This window comes from Allobosea sp., from assembly GCF_036675845.1.
Taxonomy (GTDB): domain Bacteria; phylum Pseudomonadota; class Alphaproteobacteria; order Rhizobiales; family Beijerinckiaceae; genus Allobosea.
Genome location: NZ_JAKFED010000061.1, coordinates 18,566 through 35,197, shown reverse-complemented (window position 1 = coordinate 35,197; position 16,632 = coordinate 18,566). Strand labels below are relative to the sequence as shown.

Sequence of the window (16,632 nt, the reverse complement as noted above, 5' to 3'; positions counted from 1 at the left end):
TGGCCGCATTCCGGGCAGACGAAATAGCTCATGTTCTCGACGATGCCGAGGATCGGCACCTCGACCTTCCTGAACATGGCGACGCCGCGGCGGGCATCGAGCAGGGCCAGGTCCTGCGGCGTCGAGACGATGACGGCGCCGGCGAGCGGCGTCTGCTGCGCCATGGTCAGCTGCGCGTCGCCGGTGCCGGGCGGCATGTCGACGACGAGCACGTCGAGCTCGCCCCAGGCGACCTCGCGCAGCATCTGGGTGATCGCCGAGATCACCATCGGCCCGCGCCAGATCATCGGCGTCTCCTCGTCGATCAGGAAGCCGATCGACATGATCTTCAGGCCATAGGCCTCCATCGGCGCCAGAGTCCGGCCGGAGACCAGGCGCGGCTTGCCGGTGATGCCGAAGATCTTCGGCACCGAGGGCCCGTAGATGTCGGCGTCGAGTACGCCGACCTTCATGCCGAGCGTCGCCAGGGCGACCGCGAGATTGGCGGTGGTGGTCGACTTGCCGACGCCGCCCTTGCCGCTGGCGACGGCGATGATCTGCTTGACGCCGGGCACGCCGGCGGCCTTCGGCACGGCGCCGCCCGGCCCGGCCTGGGCATGGCGGCGGGCCTGCGTCGCGGCCGATGGCGAGGCGGCGGAGGGCGCCTTGTCGGCGGTCAGCCCGACCAGAACCTGCGTCACCCCCGGCAGGCCGCTGACGGCGCTTTCGGCCGCCTTGCGCACCGGCTCCATCGCGCCGGCCTCGGTCGCGTCGATGCCGATGGCGAAGATGATCTTGCCGTCTTCGATCAGGATGTCGCCGATCCGGCCGGAGGCGGCGAGCGATTGCCCGCTCGCCGGCAGCTTCACCAGTTCGAGCGCGCGCAGGATGTCGTTTCGGGAAAGGGCCACGGCTTCTAAGCTCCGGTTCGAGGGCGGCGGCAGCTTCAGGCGGCGGCCTTGCGGATATGGAAGACCAGCAGCCCTTCCTCCGCGCTGCTCTGCTCGATGGTGTCGCCGGTCTCGCGCATCAGGTTCGGGATGTCGATCGCCGCCATCGGGTCGGTGCATTCGACCAGGAAGAGCGCGCCCGGCTCCGCCCCCTTCAGCGCCTTGCGGACGCGCAAAGCGGGGAGGGGGCACTTCAGGCCACGCAGGTTGAGCGGGATCGAGGTCATGGGCGCAGCCTGTCAAACGGTTAGGTTTCATATGACGGCTTTTCGCGCAGGGGCAACTGCGGCTCTTTACCCTTCGCCCCTCGGGGAAGAAGGTGGCAGCGCAGCAGACGGGTAAGGGAGGACGGCCGGAATGCGCGAGGAAGATGCCGGGCTTCGTTCCGGCCCTCATCCGTCAGCGCTACGCGCTGCCACCTTCTCCCCCAGGGGGAGAAGGATTCGCGCGGGCCTCGTGGCGCTCTTGATCTCGGCGCTGCCCACCTCCGCCCAGGAACTGCGCGGCCATGGCGGCCCGGTGCGGGCCGTCGCGGTCTCGGGCGATGGTGCGCTGGCGCTCACCGGCTCCTTCGATCAATCGGCGATCCTCTGGAACCTGGCGAATGGCAATGCCGAAAAGGTGCTGCGCTTCCATCAGGGTGCGATCAACGCCGCCGTCACCGTGCCCGGCATCGGCTTCGCCACCGGCGGCGAGGACGGCAAGGTCGCGCTCTGGCAGGGCGGCGGCGCCGAGCCAATGAGGGTCTTCGACGGGCACAAGGGGCCGGTCGCGGCGCTGGCGTTCTCGCCGGACGATGGCAGGCTCGCCTCCGCCTCCTGGGACGAGACGCTGCGGATCACCCGGCTCGCCGATGGCGCGGCGCGGGTGCTCGAAGGCCATAAGGGGCCGGTCAACGGCGTCGCCTTCCTGCCCGGCGGCGGGCTGGTCTCCTCGGGCTATGACGCGACGCTGCGGATCTGGCCGGCCGCCGGCGGCGTGCCGCTGGTCGTGACCGCCCCGGCGCCGCTCAACGGCGTCGTCGTCGCGCCCGATGGCGAGATCGCAGTCGCCGCTGCCGATGGCCGCCTGCGGCTGTTCGGGCCGGACGGCGCGGCGCGGGCTGAGATCGCCATCGGCGAGACGCCGCTGATCGCGCTCGCCATCTCCGCCGATGGCGCGACCATCGCGGCCGGGGGCCTGCGCGGCCAGGTTGCCTTGGTCGAGCGCCGGACGCGGACGATCCGCGCCACGCTGATCGGCCCCGGCATGCCGGTCTGGTCGCTCGCCTTCCTGCCCGATGGCAGCCAGCTTCTCTCCGGCGGGGCCGACCGGCTGGTCAGGCGCTGGAACGCGGTGACCGGCGAGCATGTCGGCACGGTCGTGCCGCGCGCCGGGCAGGACGCGCTCGCGGCCTTCCAGGGCGAGCGGGGAGCGCAGGTCTTTCGCGCCTGCGCCGCCTGTCACACGCTCACTCCCGCGGATGGCAACCGGGCCGGGCCGACCCTGCACGGCATCTTCGGGCGCCGCATCGCGACCGCGCCGGGCTACGCCTTCTCCGCGGCGCTGAAGGGCATGGACATCGTCTGGAGCAAGGAGACGGTGGCGAGATTGTTCGAGATCGGCCCCAACGCCTATACGCCGGGCACCAAGATGCCGGAGCAGACCATCGGCTCGGCCGCCGACCGGAAGGCGCTGGTCGACTGGCTGGAGAAGGTGACGCGGTAGCCTTGAAAGGCGGCCCTCAGGCCGCCTTCTTGCCCGCGTCGAACGGGATCTCGATGTCGACGGCGAGGGTCGAAACCTTGGCCCCGCGTTCCATCTTGACCGTGACCTTCTCGTCGTCGATCTGCACATGCTTGGAAATGACGCGCAGGATTTCGTCGCGCAGCTTGGTGACGAGATCCGACCCGCCGACCGAAGCACGCTCATGGGCGAGCAGCACCTGCAGCCGGTCGCGCGCGGCGGGGGCCGATTGCGAGCGGGAAAAGAGGCGACGGAGGTTCATGCCGCTTTCCTTCCGAAGATCTTGCCGAAGAAGCTCCGCTTTTCGCCGGGAATGGCGACCGGCAGGACTTCGCCCTTGAGCCGGCGGGCCGCATCGAAATAGGCGATCGCCGGGGCGCTGCGGCCATCCGCCAGGGTGACCGGAGAGCCGACATTGGAGGCGCGCAGCACGTCCATGCTTTCCGGGATGATGCCGAGCAGCGGGATCGACAGGATTTCGAGGACGTCGTCCACCTTCAGCATGTCGCCGCGCTCGGCGCGGGCCGGATCGTAGCGCGTGAGCAGCAGATGCTTCTCCATGCGCTCGCCGTTCTCGGCCTTGAGCGTCTTGGAATCGAGCAGGCCGATGATGCGGTCGGAATCGCGTACCGAGGAGACTTCCGGATTGGTCACGACGATGGCGACGTCGGCATGGCGCATGGCGAGCGTCGCGCCGCGCTCGATGCCGGCCGGGCTGTCGCAGATGACCCAGTCGAAGGCGGTCTTCAGCGCGGCGATGACCTGCTCGACACCCTCCTGCGTGAGATTGTCCTTGTCGCGCGTCTGCGAGGCAGCCAGCAGATAGAGCGTCTCGACCCGCTTGTCGCGGATCAGCGCCTGCGCCAGCTTGGCTTCGCCCTGGATCACGTTGACGAGGTCGTAGACCACGCGCCTTTCGGCCCCCATGACGAGGTCGAGATTGCGCAGGCCGACGTCGAAATCGACGACCACGACCTTGTCGCCGTTCTGCGCCAGCGCAGCCCCGAGTGCGGCGGAAGACGTCGTCTTGCCGACGCCGCCCTTGCCCGATGTGACCACGACTACTTTGCCCATTGAACTCTCCCGTTTGTGTGGACGCGCCGTCGACTCAGGCGAGTGATCCAACCTTGAATGTTTCGCCTTCGAGCCAGAACTGGACGGCCTTGCCGTGGAGATCGGACTCCAGGTCCTCGGCCGTCTTGTAGTAGCCGTCGATCGCGACCAGCTCCGCTTCGAGCTTGCGGCAGAAGATGCGCGCTGCGGCGTTGCCCATCGTGCCGGCCATCGCCCGCCCTCTCAGGGTGCCGTAGATATGGATCGACCCGCCGGCGATGACCTCCGCGCCCGATGCGACCGATCCGATGATGGTCACGTCGCCTTCGGTGAAGATGATCGACTGTCCCGAGCGCACGGGCTGGGTGATGACCAGCGAAGGCGTGGCCTTGGCGGGCAGCGGTTCGGCGGGCAGGACGGGCTCGGCAGGCACCGCATTCCCGGTGACCGCGGCCTCCTTGATCTCTTCGGCGGCCGGGGCTTCGAAATCCGGGGTCTCGCGCCCGCCGGACATGGCCGGCGGCAGGTCCGGGCCGAGCATCGAGGGCCGCGCGCCTTCGACGCCCATGATCCGCACCTTGCGCGCGCCAAGCTGGCCGACGAGTTCGCGAAGCTGCTGGCGGTCGATGTCCAGGCCTTCGACATCCAGCACCACCGGCCGCCGCAGGAAGAATCCGGCGGAACGGTTGGCCAGATCGTCGAGCCGCGCCAGCCAGTCCTCGAAGGGCAGCTCCGGGGTCAGCGTCAGCGCAAGGTAGGATCGCCCCTTGAGGCGGATCGGCCGAGGTTGAGTTAACACGTTGGTCATCTTGGTTAATTTTCAGTTTCCCGGGTGTAGCCAGGGAATGGTTAACAAGCGGTAAAACTCCCCTCGCTCACCTACCGGAACGCGGCCGCCGAAAGCCGACAAAAATCGAAAAAACAACTTCCATATCAAATGGTTGGATCGAGTTCGGGGCGTTGTTGAAAAGCCGCGCCGACCGGCACCGGCTGCGCTGTCCGGCGCTGGGCCTGGAGCCGTTCCGGAGCGCCGCTTGCAGGCAGATTCGAGGCATCGCCGAGCCCTTTTCCGCCTCGCCGAATCGGTCGCGCCGGAGCACCCCGGCGCTGGTGCGAAGCACCGCGCCGATTCGAGACACCCCGTCGGAAGAGGAGCCTCGCGAGAAAGACCTGGCGGGAAAGTCCGCCCACATGCCAAAGTGGAAGCTCGCCACCTTGGCGCCGAATCTCCTCCAACCATAGTTCTGGTGGAGCGAACGCGCTTGACCTCTATTTCGGATTGCACGAACGTCAGCGTGCCTGATCGAAGGCGTTGTGAACTGGCGGGGGTTCGCGCGATGAAATCTGCTTTGTTCGCCAGTGTTTTGGCGCTGGCTGGCTCACAAGTTCAAGCGGCAGATCTTCCGCCCCCGACGGCGCCTCCCGCCCCCATCCTGGCCACTGGCCCGACCTTCGCGTTTACCGGCTATTTCTGGGCGTCCGGGCTCGATGGCCGCACCTCGACGCTGCCGCCTTTGCCTGCCGCCAATGTCGACCTCAGCTTCGGTGATATCCTGAAGGACCTGAACGGCGGCATCATGGGCGCTGCGGAGATGCGCATCGGCCGTTGGGGATTCCTGGCCGACGCGATGTTCTCGCAGGTCACGTCGGATGCGAGGCTGCCGGGGCCATACTTCTCCTCGCTCAAGCTCAGGTCGCAGAGCCTGACCCTCCAGGCCTCGGTGCTCTATCGCGTCTACGAGGACCAGACCTTCGATGTCGATGTCGGCGCCGGCCTGCGCTTCTGGAACCTCGACAACAAGCTGAAGATACTGCCCGGCGCCCTGAACCTCCGGATCGATCACAGCGAGTCGGAGGCTTGGGCCGACCCTGTGGTTGCGGCCCGGATGACGGCTCGCCTGGGCGGCCCGTGGAGCCTGACGCTCGCCGGCGATATCGGCGGTTTCGATATCGGCTCGCGGCTGACCTGGCAGGCTGTCGGCTCGGTCAATTACCAATGGAACGAGAAGTGGACGTTCCGAGCCGGGTATCGCGCCCTCTATGTCGACTATCGGGAAGGTAATTTCCTCTACGATGTCACGATGCACGGGCCGATCATCGCGGCGACCTATCGGTTCTAGAGCCAGTTGTTTTCACGCGGAAACACTGCCGTCATCCTGGGCGAGCGAAGCTCGGCCCGGGATTCCATCACAAGGCTCCGGCGCCCGACAGGCGAACCAGACCGCAGGTTGAGGAGCGGCGCTGAACAGCAGGTGGAAGGCGCCATCGTTCAACATCCAGCCGGAATGCGCAGCTATTGCAGCGGGTCCTCGCCGCGCTCGGCCCGCTCGCGCAGATAGTCGTCGGTAGTACGGACCGGCGGGCGCTGCGGCGCCAGATGCGGGTCGAAGCTCTCATTGACCACGACCTCGACGCGGCAATCCTCGCACATGCGGAGGATCGAGGCGCGCTTGGCGCCTTCGCCGGCGAACATCCAGTGCCGGTTCTCCAGCTTCGCCGCGATCTTCTCGATCGTGCTCTTGACGCCGAAGGGCTTGGCGCAGGCGATGCAGTGGAACGGCTCCTCCTGCTTGAGGACCCTGCGGCCGGCCTGCCAGGCGTCGAAGTCGATGCGCGGCTCGAGCGCGATGACCTTCTCCGGGCAGGTCGCGGCGCAGAGCCCGCATTGCACGCAAAGGTCCTCCTGGAAGCTCAGCGTCGGGCGCTGCGGATCGTCGCCGAGCGCGCCGACCGGGCAGGCGGAGACGCAGGCGAGGCAGAGCGTGCAGCCCTCGCTGTCGAGATTGATGGTACCGAAAGGCGCCCGTGCCGGCATCGCCACCGCGCCGACCGGCTCCGGCGCCGCGGCATGCAGTTCGCCGACGATCTGGCGCAGCAGCGGGCGCCCGTCGCCCATCGGCCGGAAGCGCGCCGGCTGCGGCGAGATCCTGCCGGGCGCGATCCGTGCCAAAGCCGCGCCGAGCGCGTCCGGGTCGTCGGTCTCGATCAGGGCGGCGCGCGCCTCGCCGAAGCCGAGCCCGCCGGAAAGCGCATTGGCATAGTCGAGATTGCGCGTGAGGCCGGAAAGATCGTGCTTCGGCTTGGCCCGGCCGAGCACGCGGACCGCCGAGGCGCCGAAGGCGAGGGCGGCGGCAAAGGTTTCCAGGCCGAGCTGGGTGATCTCGTTGACCCGCAGCGGCAGGACGCGCGCCGGCAGGCCGTCGCCATGGCGGGCGAGCGCGTCGATCAGCGGCTCGCCATGCTCGGCATCGTGTAGCAGCACGACCGGCTCCTGCCCGCCGGCCTCGGCATAGGTGACGAGCAGGGTGCGCAGCTTGCGCAACAGCGCATCGGCCGGCGGCAGGGCGTAGGTCACGGCGCCGGTCGGGCAGATCGCGGCGCAGGCGCCGCAGCCGGCGCAGATCTCGGACGAGATCGCGACATGGTCGCCGGCCGGCGTGATCGCCCCGGTCGGGCAGAGCTCGAGGCAGCGGGTGCAGCCGGTCCGGCTGGCGCGCGAATGGGCACAGAGCCCCTCGTTCAGGGCGACATAGCGCGGCTTGTCGAATTCGCCGACGAGATGGCTCGCCGCGAAGGCGAGGCGCTCGACCGCCGCCGGGTCGCGCGGATCGGCGCGCAGATAGCCGGCACGCAGCTCGCCGGCGGGGAAGAGCGGCATGCCGCCGCTGAGGTCGATGACGATGTCGCATTGCGAGACGGCGCCGTTGCGGGCGGCCTCGAAGACGAGCTTGCCCCGCGAGGACGGGGAAGGCGCGGCATAATCGTCGACGTTGAGCTCGAAGGCGCCGAGCCAGCCGGTGGCCCGCGCGATCGTGCCCTTCAGCACCGGGAACGCGTCGAGCCGGGGCGGGGTGATCTCGCCTGGCCGGGTCAGCAGGACAGTGACGTCGAGATGCTCGGCGAGGCGCTGCGCCAGCGCGATGGCCGTATCGTCGCGGCCATAGATCAGCGCCACGCCCTTGCTGGTGAGGGTGGTGAAGGTGGCCGGCGGCAGCGGCTCGCTGGCGGCGGCGAGCAGCGCCGCCATCTTCGGGCCGGCCGCCTTCGCCTCGCTCGACCAGCCGGCGGCCTCGCGGATATTGGCGAAGAGGAGATCGCCGGCGTAATCGAGGTCTGCCGCCACTTCCTCGAACAGCGGGGCTTCCTGCGTGCAGGCGACGGTGATCGCCTGGCTCTCGCCGAGCAGCGCGCGGAAGCGCTCGATCTGGCTGCGGCAGAGATGGCGGTTCTCGCGGATCTCGGCGCCCTTGCAGCCGCGCTGCAGCGCCGCGCCGTCGAGCGGCATCGTGTCCTCGCACGAGCAGACCATCAGCGTGCGTGCGACCTCGGTCATCGGGCCCGTCTTCCTCGAAGCTTGCGAGCGCGTCTTTCGTCGCCCTTGTGATAATTCATGCTTATATGGAATTGGAATGACTCCAAAGAAGCAAGCCCACCCGTCGGGTGGGACTTAAGGAAGCGGGGAGATGGCGGCAGGCGTGGCGCGGTCGGGGGATCTCAGGCGCGAACCGGCGCTGCCGCCGGGGTTTTCGCTGGTCACCCTGCGCGAATCGGGCGACGCCTTCGCCCATGCGCAGGCGATTGCCGCCGAGGCTGGCGCCGCGACCCTGGTCTGGGTGCGACGTTTCGACATCGTCGAGTTCGCCGTGGTGCTGGAGCCGGACGCGATCCTGGCCGAGGCGCGGCTGGCGCATTACCTCGCCATGAATGCGCTGGCCGATGCGCTCGCCGTCCATTCGCCGCCCGAGCGGCCGGTGATGTTCCGCTGGCCCGATGCGCTGACCTATGATCTCGGCCTGATCGGTGGTGGCCGGCTGGGCTGGCCGGCGGGCTGTCCGGAGCAGGCGGTGCCCGACTGGCTCGTCTTCGGGGCCATGGTCCGCGCCAGCACGATGTCGCCCTTCGAGCCCGGCCGGATCGGGGTCGGTATGGCAGAGGAGGGCTTCGAGGAGGTCGACGCGGTCGACCTGATCGAGGCTTTCGCCCGCCATCTCATGCTCGGCGTCAGCCGCTGGCAGGAGGAGGGCGCCAGGGCCGCGGTGCGGCGCTGGCTCGACCGGCTCGAGAAGGTCACGGGCGTGCGCCACGGCATCGAGCCGGATGGCGACCTGGTCGCGACCTCGCAGGCCGGATCCGAGCGCAAGAGCCTGGTCGAGGCGCTGGCGAAAATGGACTGGCTCGATCGCGAGAGCGGAGCGCCGAAGCTGTGAGCGCCATCGTCATTGCGAGGAGCGAAGCGACGAAGCAATCCAGGGGCCGTCGAACGAACCCTTCTGGATTGCTTCGCTGCGCTCGCAATGACGGCAGCGGCCGAGGGGGCGCGCCATGACCACCCTCAAGCTGCCACGCGCCATCAGGCTCGACCCTTCCGACGGCTTCGTCTTCCGCAAGGCGGCCGAGCCCGGCGAATGGGTCGTCAGCGGCTCCTTCCTGTTCGCGCCGGAGGCCGTCGCGGAGCTCGACGCGAAAGGGCGCGCCGCCTTCCGCTCCGGCTTCCTCGGCATCGACAGTTTTGGCTGGAGCACGCTCGCGGTCGTGAGCGAGGCGACGCCGCAGGAGCGCGAGCAGGCGCTGGCGCAGCTCGCGCAGCGCTTCGTCGAGAAGCTCGGTGCGCCGGACCTCGCCGCGGCGCGGGCCGCGGCGGCCGAGGAGCTCGTCTTCGCCGCCTCGCTCTGCGACCATCCCGCCCAGACCCTGCTCGCCCTGCACCGGACGCTGGAAGACGGCGAGATCCGCGAGCGCTTCCGCACACTGACGCCGCGCGGCGACCGGCCGAAGGACGCCTTCCGCGCCTTCGAATTCGTCGAGGTCGACGGCGAGGACGAGATCGCCGAGCAGGTCGATCTGATGAAGCTCGCCAAGGGGAGCACGCCATGACGCATTTCTGGGCGAGCTCCGGCCATCTCCTGCTCGATCGCGAGCCCGGCGGCGGCCTCGTCGTCACCGATGATTTCCTGAAAGCCTATCTGGCGCGCCCGGAAGTGCTGCCACCGGAAGAGGCCTGCGATGCCGAGCGGGCGCTGCACGCCAGGCTGATGGCGGCCCCGCAGGCGGATGTCGCGGCGAGCGAGATCGCAGCGCTGGCCGATGCCGACGCCCGCGAGAACTGGCGCTTCCTGGTCGGCTGGCGCGACCGGCTGCTGGCGGCGCCGACGCTGGAGGCGGCCTATGCGGCAATCGTCCGCCAGGGCGTCTCGGGCGTCCCGCCGCTCTTCCTCGACCAACTCGTCCACGTCATCCTGCGCGCTGCGCTCGACGCCGAGGACGATCCCTTCGTGGTGCGCGCCGCCGAATGCCTGTTCCGGCCGCAGCGGGTGACCTTCCACGAGAACACCATCCTGCTCGCCGATGCCGAGATGATCGAGGGGCATGAGGCCGACCGGCACGCCTCGCCCTTGCTCGCCATGCTGGGCGGGCCGGCGGCGACCGCGCTCGATCTCCTCAAAAGCGCCAATTCCGCGCAGTATTGGCAACGTTCGGACGCCTTCGACATGGTGCTCGACCTCGGCGGAAAGCCGTCCGGCCGCGCCGCTCTGGGCCAGGCGCTGCGCCACTGGATCCGCCAGATTCACGGCTTCGACGTCGCGGTCGAGCCGGTGGAGAGCGTCAAGGACGCCGACTGGCGCTGGTTCGTCGGCCTCGACGCGCAGGCGACCGCGGTCGGCAACGCGCTCTGGCGCGGCGAGAGCCTCGATGCGGAAGACGCCTCGCGGCTGCTGGCGCTCTACCGGCTCGACCTGCCGGCGGAGGTGCCGGTGCTGGCGGCGGCCAAGGGCAGGCCGGTCTACCTGCTGATGGCGATGGGACAGGACAAGGTCCTGCGCCTGAAGCCGCAGAACCTCGTCGCCGGCCTGCCTTTGGCCGAGCGCGAGATGGCGAACTGAGCGAGATGGTGAACGGAGCAAGATCCTGAACGGAGGACGCCGCGATGACCCAGCTTTATCATGAGGTCGGCATCGTCGTTGAACGCCGCAGCATCGTTTCGCCCTGGGCCGACCATGCCTGGACGCCGATCGCCGTGCTGCCCGAACCGCCGGAGCTCGCGCCCTGGAGCAGGCTCGCCGGCACGCCGGAGCGGGAGCAGTTCTATCTCGGCCCGGCGACGTTGACGCTGCACTCGGTCGATACCGCGCATTTTCGCGAGAATTTCGAGAGCGGGCACGCCAAGCTCTGGGTCTCGATCCGGCCGACCGGGATCGAGCCGGCGCTCGAGATGGTCGGCGTCACCGCCGATCCGTTCGAGGGCGAGGTCTTCTGCGAGAATGTCGACGATGTCGTCGAGGCGGTGCCGATGCCGGCGGCCGTGGCGCGGCTGGTGCTGGCCTTCTTCGAGGAGCACCATGTCGAGCGCGAATTCGTCAAGCGCAAGCGCACGGAGCACGATCCGCGCAAGGGTGGCGTGCGGCCGCGATCCGGCCTCGAACGCGAGGATGGCTGATGTCCGGCGCAGGCGCAGATGACAGGGACGATGGCTTCCTCGGCCGCTGGTCGCGCCGCAAGCGGGAGGCCGCAGCCGGGCCGGCCGCTCCGCCGGCCGCGCCGCCTGTCGAGCCGGAGCCCGCGCCCGTATCCGCGCCGCCGGCTGAGCCCGAGCCCGAACCGGTCGAGCCGCCTTCGCTCGAGCTCGTCGACAAGGATTTCGACCTCGCCCATTGGCTGAAGCAGAATGTCCCGGAGAGCTGGAAGCGCGCGGCGCTGCGCCGCGCCTGGGAGAGCGATCCGGCGATCAGCGGCTATCTCGACCCGGCCCGCGACTATGCGCTCGACTGGAACACGCCGGGCGGCGCGCCGGGCTACGGACCGCTGGCCGAATCCGACAATGTCGAGGAGATGATCGCCAACATCTTCGGCAAGGAGCCGGAAAAACCGGCTGAATCGGCTGTTTCCGCCCAGCCGCCACTGCGTGATGATGCCGCAGATGTTCGACTTTCGTCTAATGAAAATCAATCCGACCCGCTTGCTGCGTCGCAACAGGAAACGGGCGCCCTGCCGGTGCCGCTGGAGCCGGTCCGGCGCAGCGATGCGCCCGAATCCGTGAAAGCCGACGAAAACCCCGGAGAACCGCCGCAGCCGGCGGCGGCCGGTCTTGCTGCAGTGCAGGGCGAGCCCTGGCCCCCGCTTTCGGCCGGGCGGCAAAGGCGGCGCGGCGGCGGCGCCACGCCGCTCTGAGTTTCAGATAAGAACAATTGAAATCTACGGTGATAAGAGATCATTATCACCGTGGGCTCAGGCGTGCCGAAAGCGCCGGGCCAGAATTGGGAGGCGGCAGCGTCCATGCGGGACCAGGCTCTCGAGCGGGCAATCGGAGCGGTCGGCGGCGTCAGGGCTCTGGCGCGTGCTGTCGGAGTTTCGCAGCCGGCGATCTCGAGCTGGAAGCGCGTTCCCGCCGACCGGGTGCTCTCGGTCGAGGCGAGCACCGGTGTGCCGCGCAACGAATTGCGGCCCGATCTCTACCCGCAGGAACCGATCCTCGTCCCGCAGGCCGCCGCATCGACGCTCGACGAGATCGACGCCGCCCGTGCCGAGGAATGCGAACTGGTTGGCGCCCTGCTCTGGCGCGCGCCGACGGCCGCGACGCTTGCGGCGCTGCAGGGCTTGCGCGGCGACGCCTCGCCGCTCGGCATGGCCCATCTGGCGCTGGCCGAAGCGGCCGCCGAGACGACGCCGGACATGGTGCGCGACGAGTTCTTCGAGCTCTTCATCGGCGTCGGGCGCGGCGAGCTCCTGCCCTATGCCTCCTATTACCTGACCGGCTTCCTGCATGAGCGCCCGCTGGCGCTGGTGCGCGAGGACATGGGCCGGCTCGGCCTCGCCCGCGCCGAGCGCGTCGGCGAGCCGGAAGACCATATCGCCGTGCTGATGGACATCCAGGCGCAGCTGATCCGCGGTGCCGTCTCCGGCGAGGGCGTCGACGAGCATTCGTTCTTCGACCGTCATATCCGGCCCTGGGGCGAGCGTTTCTTCGCCGATCTCGAGGTTGCCAGGGCGGCGCGCTTCTACCGCGCCGTCGGCCGGGTCGGCAGCCTCTATCTTTCGATCGAGATGCAGGCCGCGAGCCTGCCCGCATGATGAAGCCCGGCGCGGAGGAGACGACGATGTCGCAGAAGAGCAAGGAATCGGGGCTCGACCGCCGCAACTTCTTCAAGGCGCTCGGGGCTGGCGCGACCGCCGCGGTCGCGCCTGTCGCCGCGACGCCTGCCGCGGCCGTCGACCCGGGCCAGGACGAGACCAAGTCGCGCTATCGCGAGACCGATCACGTCAAGGCCTATTACCGCACCAACCGCTACTGAGGAGGCTGGCGTCATGCTGATCAAGCGCAAATCCGCCGATGTCCAGCGCGGACGGCTGCAATCCGCCCTTGGCGGCCTCGCCACGGGCGTGATGGATCGCCGCTCCTTCCTGCGCCGCTCCGGCCTCGTCGCGGGCGGCCTTGCGGCCGCCGGCGCCCTGCAGATCGGCGCCGTCCGCAAGGCGGAAGCCGCGAGCCCGGGGCCGGCCACCGGCACCAAGATCGTCAAGAACATCTGCACCCATTGCTCGGTCGGCTGCACGGTCAAGGCGGAGGTCGCCAACGGCGTCTGGGTCGGCCAGGAGCCGGCCTGGGAGAGCCCGCTCAACCGCGGCACGCATTGCGCCAAGGGCGCCTCGGTGCGCGAGCTCGTCCATGGCGACCGCCGCATCAAATACCCGATGAAGCTGGTCGACGGGCAATGGCAGCGCCTGTCCTGGGACCAGGCGATCAACGAGATCGGCGACAAGATGATGGAGATCCGGGGCAAGTCCGGCGCCGACTCCGTCTACCTGCTCGGCTCGGCCAAGTTCTCCAATGAAGGCTCCTATCTGTTCCGCAAGTTCGCGGCCTTCTGGGGCACCAACAATGTCGACCACCAGGCGCGCATCTGCCATTCGACCACGGTCGCGGGCGTGGCCAACGTCTGGGGCTACGGCGCCATGACCAATTCCTACAACGACATCCGCAATTCGAAGACCGTGCTCGTCATGGGCTCGAACGCGGCCGAGGCGCATCCGGTCTCGATGCAGCATGTCCTGTCGGGCAAGGAGCAGCAGCGCGCCAACGTCATCGTCTTCGACCCGCGCTTCACCCGTACCGCGGCGCATGCGACGGATTATGTCCGCTTCCGCTCCGGCACCGACATCGCGGTGATCTGGGGGCTGCTCTGGCACATCTTCCAGAACGGCTGGGAGGACAAGGCCTTCATCGCCGCGCGCGTCCACGGCATGGAGGACGTCCGCAAGGAGGTCGAGAAATACGATCCCAAGACGGTCGAGGACATCACCGGCATTCCCGGCGAGCAGATGAAGCGCGTCGCCCAGACCTTCGCCACCGTCAAGCCTGCCACCTTCGTCTGGTGCATGGGCGTGACCCAGCATTCGGTCGGCACGGCGAATGTCCGCGCGATCTGCACCCTGCTGCTGGCGACCGGCAATGTCGGCGCGAACGGCACCGGCGCCAACATCTTCCGCGGCCATTGCAACGTCCAGGGCGCCACCGATTTCGGCCTCGATGTCTCGAATCTGCCTTGCTATTACGGGCTGGTCGAGGGCGGCTGGCGCCATTGGGCCCGGGTCTGGAACGTCGATTACGACTATTTCGTCTCGCGCTTCGACGAGGTCCCGGCCAAGGCCGGCCGGCCGGCCCGTACCCGCAAGCAGAACATGGAGCTCTCGGGCCTCACCTCGACCCGCTGGTTCGACGCCACCAACCTGCCGGCCGAGCAGGTCGACCAGAAGGACAATCTCAAGGCCATGATCGTCATGGGCCATGGCGGCAACTCCATCCCGCGCATGACCGATATGGTAAAGGGGCTGGAGAAGCTCGACCTGCTGGTGGTCGCCGATCCGCACCCGACCAACTTCGTCTCGCTCGGCGGCCGCAAGAACGGCACCTATCTGCTGCCGATCTGCACCCAGTTCGAGACCTCGGGCTCGCGCACCTGCTCGAACCGCTCGCTGCAATGGGGCGAGAAGGTCGTCGAACCGATCTTCGAATCCGCCAGCGACTACGCCGTCATCTACAAGCTTTCGCAGAAGCTCGGCTTCGGCGAGGCGATGTTCAAGCCCTATGAGATGATCCAGAGCAAGATCGGCCCGGAGCCGACGGCGGAGTCGATCCTCAAGGAGATCAACCGCGGCGGCTGGTCGACCGGCTATACCGGCCAGTCGCCCGAGCGGCTCAAGCTGCACATGGCCAACCAGGACAAGTTCGACCTGGTGACGCTGCGCGGCGCCAAGGGCTCGCCCGTCGAGAACGATTTCTACGGCCTGCCCTGGCCGTGCTGGGGCACGCCGGAGTTCAAGCATCCGGGCTCGCACATCCTCTACAACACCTCGCTCGCGGCCAGGGACGGCGGCGGCACCTTCCGCCCGCGCTTCGGCCTGACGCGCGAGCGCACCTTGCCGGACGGCAGCAAGGTCAACGAGACGATGCTGGCCGAGGGCGGCTCCTACTCGCTGGGCTCGGAGATCCAGGACGGCTATCCCGAGTTCACCATGGGCGTGCTGAAGAAGCTCGGCTGGGACAAGGACCTGACGCCGGCCGAGACCGAGGTCATCGCCGGCATCGGCGGCAACAATATCGATGGGGTGAGCTGGTCGATCGACCTCTCCGGCGGCATCCAGCGCGTCGCGATGGAGCATGGCTGCGTGCCCTATGGCAACGGCAAGGCGCGCGCCAATGCCTGGAACCTGCCCGACCCGGTGCCGGTCCATCGCGAACCGATCTATTCGCCGCGCGTCGACCTGGTGGCGAAATGGCCGGCCCGTCCCGACGAGCGCACCTTGCGCATCCCGAACCTGCACACCTCGATGCAGAAGGCGGCGGTCGAGAAGGGCATCGCCAAATCCTTCCCGATCGTCCTCACCTCGGGCCGGCTCGTCGAATACGAGGGCGGCGGCGAGGAGACGCGCTCGAACAAATGGCTGGCCGAGCTGCAGCAGGACATGTTCGTCGAGATCAATCCGGCGGACGCCAGCGAGCGCGGCATCCGCGACGGCGCCTTCGTCTGGGTCTCGGGTCCGGAGAACGGCTCCAAGGCCAGGGTCAAGGCCCTCGTCACCGATCGTGTCGGCAAGGGCGCCGCCTTCATGCCCTTCCATTTCGGCGGCTTCTTCCAGGGCGTCGACCAGCGCGGCAACTATCCCCAGGGCACGGACCCGATCGTGCTCGGCGAATCGGCCAATACGATCACGACCTATGGCTACGACCCGGTGACCGGCATGCATGAAGGCAAGGCCACGCTTTGCCAGATCGCGGCGGCGTGAGGAGGAACTGAACCATGGCCCGGATGAAATTCCTCTGCGACGCCGACCGCTGCATCGAGTGCAACGCCTGCGTCACCGCCTGCAAGAACGAGAACGACGTGCCCTGGGGCATCAACCGCCGGCGCGTCGTCACCATCAATGACGGCAAGCCCGGCGAGCGCTCGGTCTCGATGGCCTGCATGCACTGCACCGACGCGCCCTGCGCGGCGGTCTGCCCCGTCGACTGCTTCTACACCACGGCCGATGCCGTGGTGCTGCACAACAAGGATCTCTGCATCGGCTGCGGCTATTGCTTCTACGCCTGCCCCTTCGGGGCGCCGCAATATCCGAAGGTCAGCAATTTCGGCTCGCGCGGCAAGATGGACAAATGCACCTATTGCGCCGGCGGCCCGGAAGCCGATCTGTCGCCGGCCGAGTTCCAGAAATACGGCTCGAACCGTCTCGCCGAGGGCAAGCTGCCGCTCTGCGCCGAGATGTGCTCGACCAAGGCGCTGCTCGCCGGCGACGGCGAGATCATCGCGCAGATCTACAAGGAGCGCGTGGTCAAGCGCGGCTACGGTTCCGGCGCCTGGGGGTGGCAGACCGCCTATCGGGAAACCATCGCCATCTGATTTCGGGGGGAGGGGCGTGCCACGGCCGGAAAGGT

General features: G+C 68.4%; 17 protein-coding genes. 11 read left to right on the top strand and 6 right to left on the bottom strand.

What is annotated here, in order from left to right:
• Both V6M56_RS07150 and V6M56_RS07145 read right to left on the bottom strand, forming a co-directional pair.
• A partial coding sequence (locus V6M56_RS07150) for an Mrp/NBP35 family ATP-binding protein (RefSeq protein ID WP_332682441.1) occupies window positions 1-890 on the bottom strand: 890 nt, incomplete at its 3' end.
• Between the two features lie 35 nt (window positions 891-925).
• Entirely contained in the window at window positions 926-1,156 is a 231-nt protein-coding gene (locus tag V6M56_RS07145) for a sulfurtransferase TusA family protein (protein WP_332682439.1), read from the bottom strand.
• A gap of 229 nt (window positions 1,157-1,385) precedes the next feature.
• Here V6M56_RS07145 and V6M56_RS07140 point away from each other — a divergent pair, with 229 nt between their 5' ends.
• A complete protein-coding gene (locus V6M56_RS07140; protein ID WP_332682438.1) occupies window positions 1,386-2,636 on the top strand; it encodes a c-type cytochrome in 1,251 nt (416 codons plus the stop codon).
• Window positions 2,637-2,652: 16 nt separating this feature from the next.
• Here the strand turns inward: V6M56_RS07140 and minE are convergent, their stop codons facing one another.
• The 3 genes from minE to minC are packed head-to-tail and all read right to left on the bottom strand — an operon-like array spanning window position 2,653 to window position 4,515.
• Entirely contained in the window at window positions 2,653-2,916 is a 264-nt protein-coding gene (gene minE, locus V6M56_RS07135; RefSeq protein WP_332682437.1) for a cell division topological specificity factor MinE, read from the bottom strand.
• Entirely contained in the window at window positions 2,913-3,728 is an 816-nt protein-coding gene (minD, locus tag V6M56_RS07130) for a septum site-determining protein MinD (protein ID WP_332682435.1), read from the bottom strand. Before minD ends, minE begins: the two co-directional genes overlap by 4 nt.
• Before the next feature lie 34 nt (window positions 3,729-3,762).
• Complete coding sequence (gene minC, locus V6M56_RS07125) at window positions 3,763-4,515, bottom strand: septum site-determining protein MinC (RefSeq protein WP_332682433.1); 753 nt, start codon at window positions 4,513-4,515, stop codon at window positions 3,763-3,765.
• A 454-nt stretch (window positions 4,516-4,969) separates the two neighbouring features.
• On the opposite strand from minC, the gene V6M56_RS07120 reads away from it, so the two are divergent.
• The gene (locus V6M56_RS07120) at window positions 4,970-5,827 is read left to right on the top strand and encodes a hypothetical protein (protein ID WP_332682432.1); all 858 of its coding nucleotides are present in this window, start codon (window positions 4,970-4,972) and stop codon (window positions 5,825-5,827) included.
• 173 nt (window positions 5,828-6,000) lie between these two features.
• On the opposite strand, the gene V6M56_RS07115 is transcribed toward V6M56_RS07120, so the two are convergent.
• A complete protein-coding gene (locus tag V6M56_RS07115; RefSeq protein WP_332682431.1) occupies window positions 6,001-8,040 on the bottom strand; it encodes a 4Fe-4S dicluster domain-containing protein in 2,040 nt (679 codons plus the stop codon).
• Window positions 8,041-8,170: 130 nt separating this feature from the next.
• On the opposite strand from V6M56_RS07115, the gene V6M56_RS07110 reads away from it, so the two are divergent.
• The 9 genes from V6M56_RS07110 to fdh3B all read left to right on the top strand — a co-directional run bounded on the left by V6M56_RS07110 (window position 8,171) and on the right by fdh3B (window position 16,597).
• Window positions 8,171-8,914 carry a biotin/lipoate--protein ligase family protein gene (locus V6M56_RS07110; RefSeq protein WP_332682429.1) on the top strand — a complete coding sequence of 248 codons (744 nt, stop codon included), beginning with the start codon at window positions 8,171-8,173 and terminating at the stop codon, window positions 8,912-8,914.
• Between the two features lie 115 nt (window positions 8,915-9,029).
• The gene (locus V6M56_RS07105) at window positions 9,030-9,581 is read left to right on the top strand and encodes a DUF6505 family protein (RefSeq protein ID WP_332682428.1); all 552 of its coding nucleotides are present in this window, start codon (window positions 9,030-9,032) and stop codon (window positions 9,579-9,581) included.
• Window positions 9,578-10,588: a DUF6352 family protein gene (locus V6M56_RS07100; RefSeq protein ID WP_332682427.1), complete on the top strand. Its 1,011-nt coding sequence runs from the start codon at window positions 9,578-9,580 to the stop codon at window positions 10,586-10,588. Before V6M56_RS07105 ends, V6M56_RS07100 begins: the two co-directional genes overlap by 4 nt.
• A 44-nt stretch (window positions 10,589-10,632) precedes the next feature.
• Window positions 10,633-11,142 (top strand): DUF3305 domain-containing protein, encoded by a 510-nt coding sequence (locus tag V6M56_RS07095; RefSeq protein WP_332682425.1) that lies wholly within the window; start codon window positions 10,633-10,635, stop codon window positions 11,140-11,142.
• Entirely contained in the window at window positions 11,142-11,873 is a 732-nt protein-coding gene (locus V6M56_RS07090; protein ID WP_332682424.1) for a DUF3306 domain-containing protein, read from the top strand. The genes V6M56_RS07095 and V6M56_RS07090 overlap by 1 nt, the downstream gene beginning before the upstream one ends.
• A 105-nt stretch (window positions 11,874-11,978) precedes the next feature.
• Window positions 11,979-12,773 (top strand): Cro/CI family transcriptional regulator, encoded by a 795-nt coding sequence (locus V6M56_RS07085; RefSeq protein ID WP_332682423.1) that lies wholly within the window; start codon window positions 11,979-11,981, stop codon window positions 12,771-12,773.
• Between the two features lie 26 nt (window positions 12,774-12,799).
• A complete protein-coding gene (locus tag V6M56_RS07080) occupies window positions 12,800-12,994 on the top strand; it encodes a formate dehydrogenase (protein WP_332682442.1) in 195 nt (64 codons plus the stop codon).
• Between the two features lie 13 nt (window positions 12,995-13,007).
• Window positions 13,008-15,986 carry a formate dehydrogenase subunit alpha gene (locus tag V6M56_RS07075; RefSeq protein ID WP_332682422.1) on the top strand — a complete coding sequence of 993 codons (2,979 nt, stop codon included), beginning with the start codon at window positions 13,008-13,010 and terminating at the stop codon, window positions 15,984-15,986.
• 14 nt (window positions 15,987-16,000) lie between these two features.
• Window positions 16,001-16,597 carry a formate dehydrogenase FDH3 subunit beta gene (gene fdh3B / locus V6M56_RS07070; protein WP_332682421.1) on the top strand — a complete coding sequence of 199 codons (597 nt, stop codon included), beginning with the start codon at window positions 16,001-16,003 and terminating at the stop codon, window positions 16,595-16,597.
• Window positions 16,598-16,632 lie beyond the last annotated feature (35 nt).

Excerpts from the sequence above, each read along its gene's own strand:
- V6M56_RS07145 (WP_332682439.1), bottom strand. The coding sequence starts at position 1,156 with ATGACCTCGATCCCGCTCAACCTGCGTGGCCTGAAGTGCCCCCTCCCC.
- minE (WP_332682437.1), bottom strand. The coding sequence starts at position 2,916 with ATGAACCTCCGTCGCCTCTTTTCCCGCTCGCAATCGGCCCCCGCCGCG.
- minD (WP_332682435.1), bottom strand. The coding sequence starts at position 3,728 with ATGGGCAAAGTAGTCGTGGTCACATCGGGCAAGGGCGGCGTCGGCAAG.
- minC (WP_332682433.1), bottom strand. The coding sequence starts at position 4,515 with ATGACCAACGTGTTAACTCAACCTCGGCCGATCCGCCTCAAGGGGCGA.
- V6M56_RS07115 (WP_332682431.1), bottom strand. The coding sequence starts at position 8,040 with ATGACCGAGGTCGCACGCACGCTGATGGTCTGCTCGTGCGAGGACACG.
- V6M56_RS07110 (WP_332682429.1), top strand. The coding sequence starts at position 8,171 with ATGGCGGCAGGCGTGGCGCGGTCGGGGGATCTCAGGCGCGAACCGGCG.
- V6M56_RS07105 (WP_332682428.1), top strand. The coding sequence starts at position 9,030 with ATGACCACCCTCAAGCTGCCACGCGCCATCAGGCTCGACCCTTCCGAC.
- V6M56_RS07100 (WP_332682427.1), top strand. The coding sequence starts at position 9,578 with ATGACGCATTTCTGGGCGAGCTCCGGCCATCTCCTGCTCGATCGCGAG.
- V6M56_RS07095 (WP_332682425.1), top strand. The coding sequence starts at position 10,633 with ATGACCCAGCTTTATCATGAGGTCGGCATCGTCGTTGAACGCCGCAGC.
- V6M56_RS07090 (WP_332682424.1), top strand. The coding sequence starts at position 11,142 with ATGTCCGGCGCAGGCGCAGATGACAGGGACGATGGCTTCCTCGGCCGC.
- V6M56_RS07085 (WP_332682423.1), top strand. The coding sequence starts at position 11,979 with ATGCGGGACCAGGCTCTCGAGCGGGCAATCGGAGCGGTCGGCGGCGTC.
- V6M56_RS07080 (WP_332682442.1), top strand. The coding sequence starts at position 12,800 with ATGTCGCAGAAGAGCAAGGAATCGGGGCTCGACCGCCGCAACTTCTTC.
- V6M56_RS07075 (WP_332682422.1), top strand. The coding sequence starts at position 13,008 with ATGCTGATCAAGCGCAAATCCGCCGATGTCCAGCGCGGACGGCTGCAA.
- fdh3B (WP_332682421.1), top strand. The coding sequence starts at position 16,001 with ATGGCCCGGATGAAATTCCTCTGCGACGCCGACCGCTGCATCGAGTGC.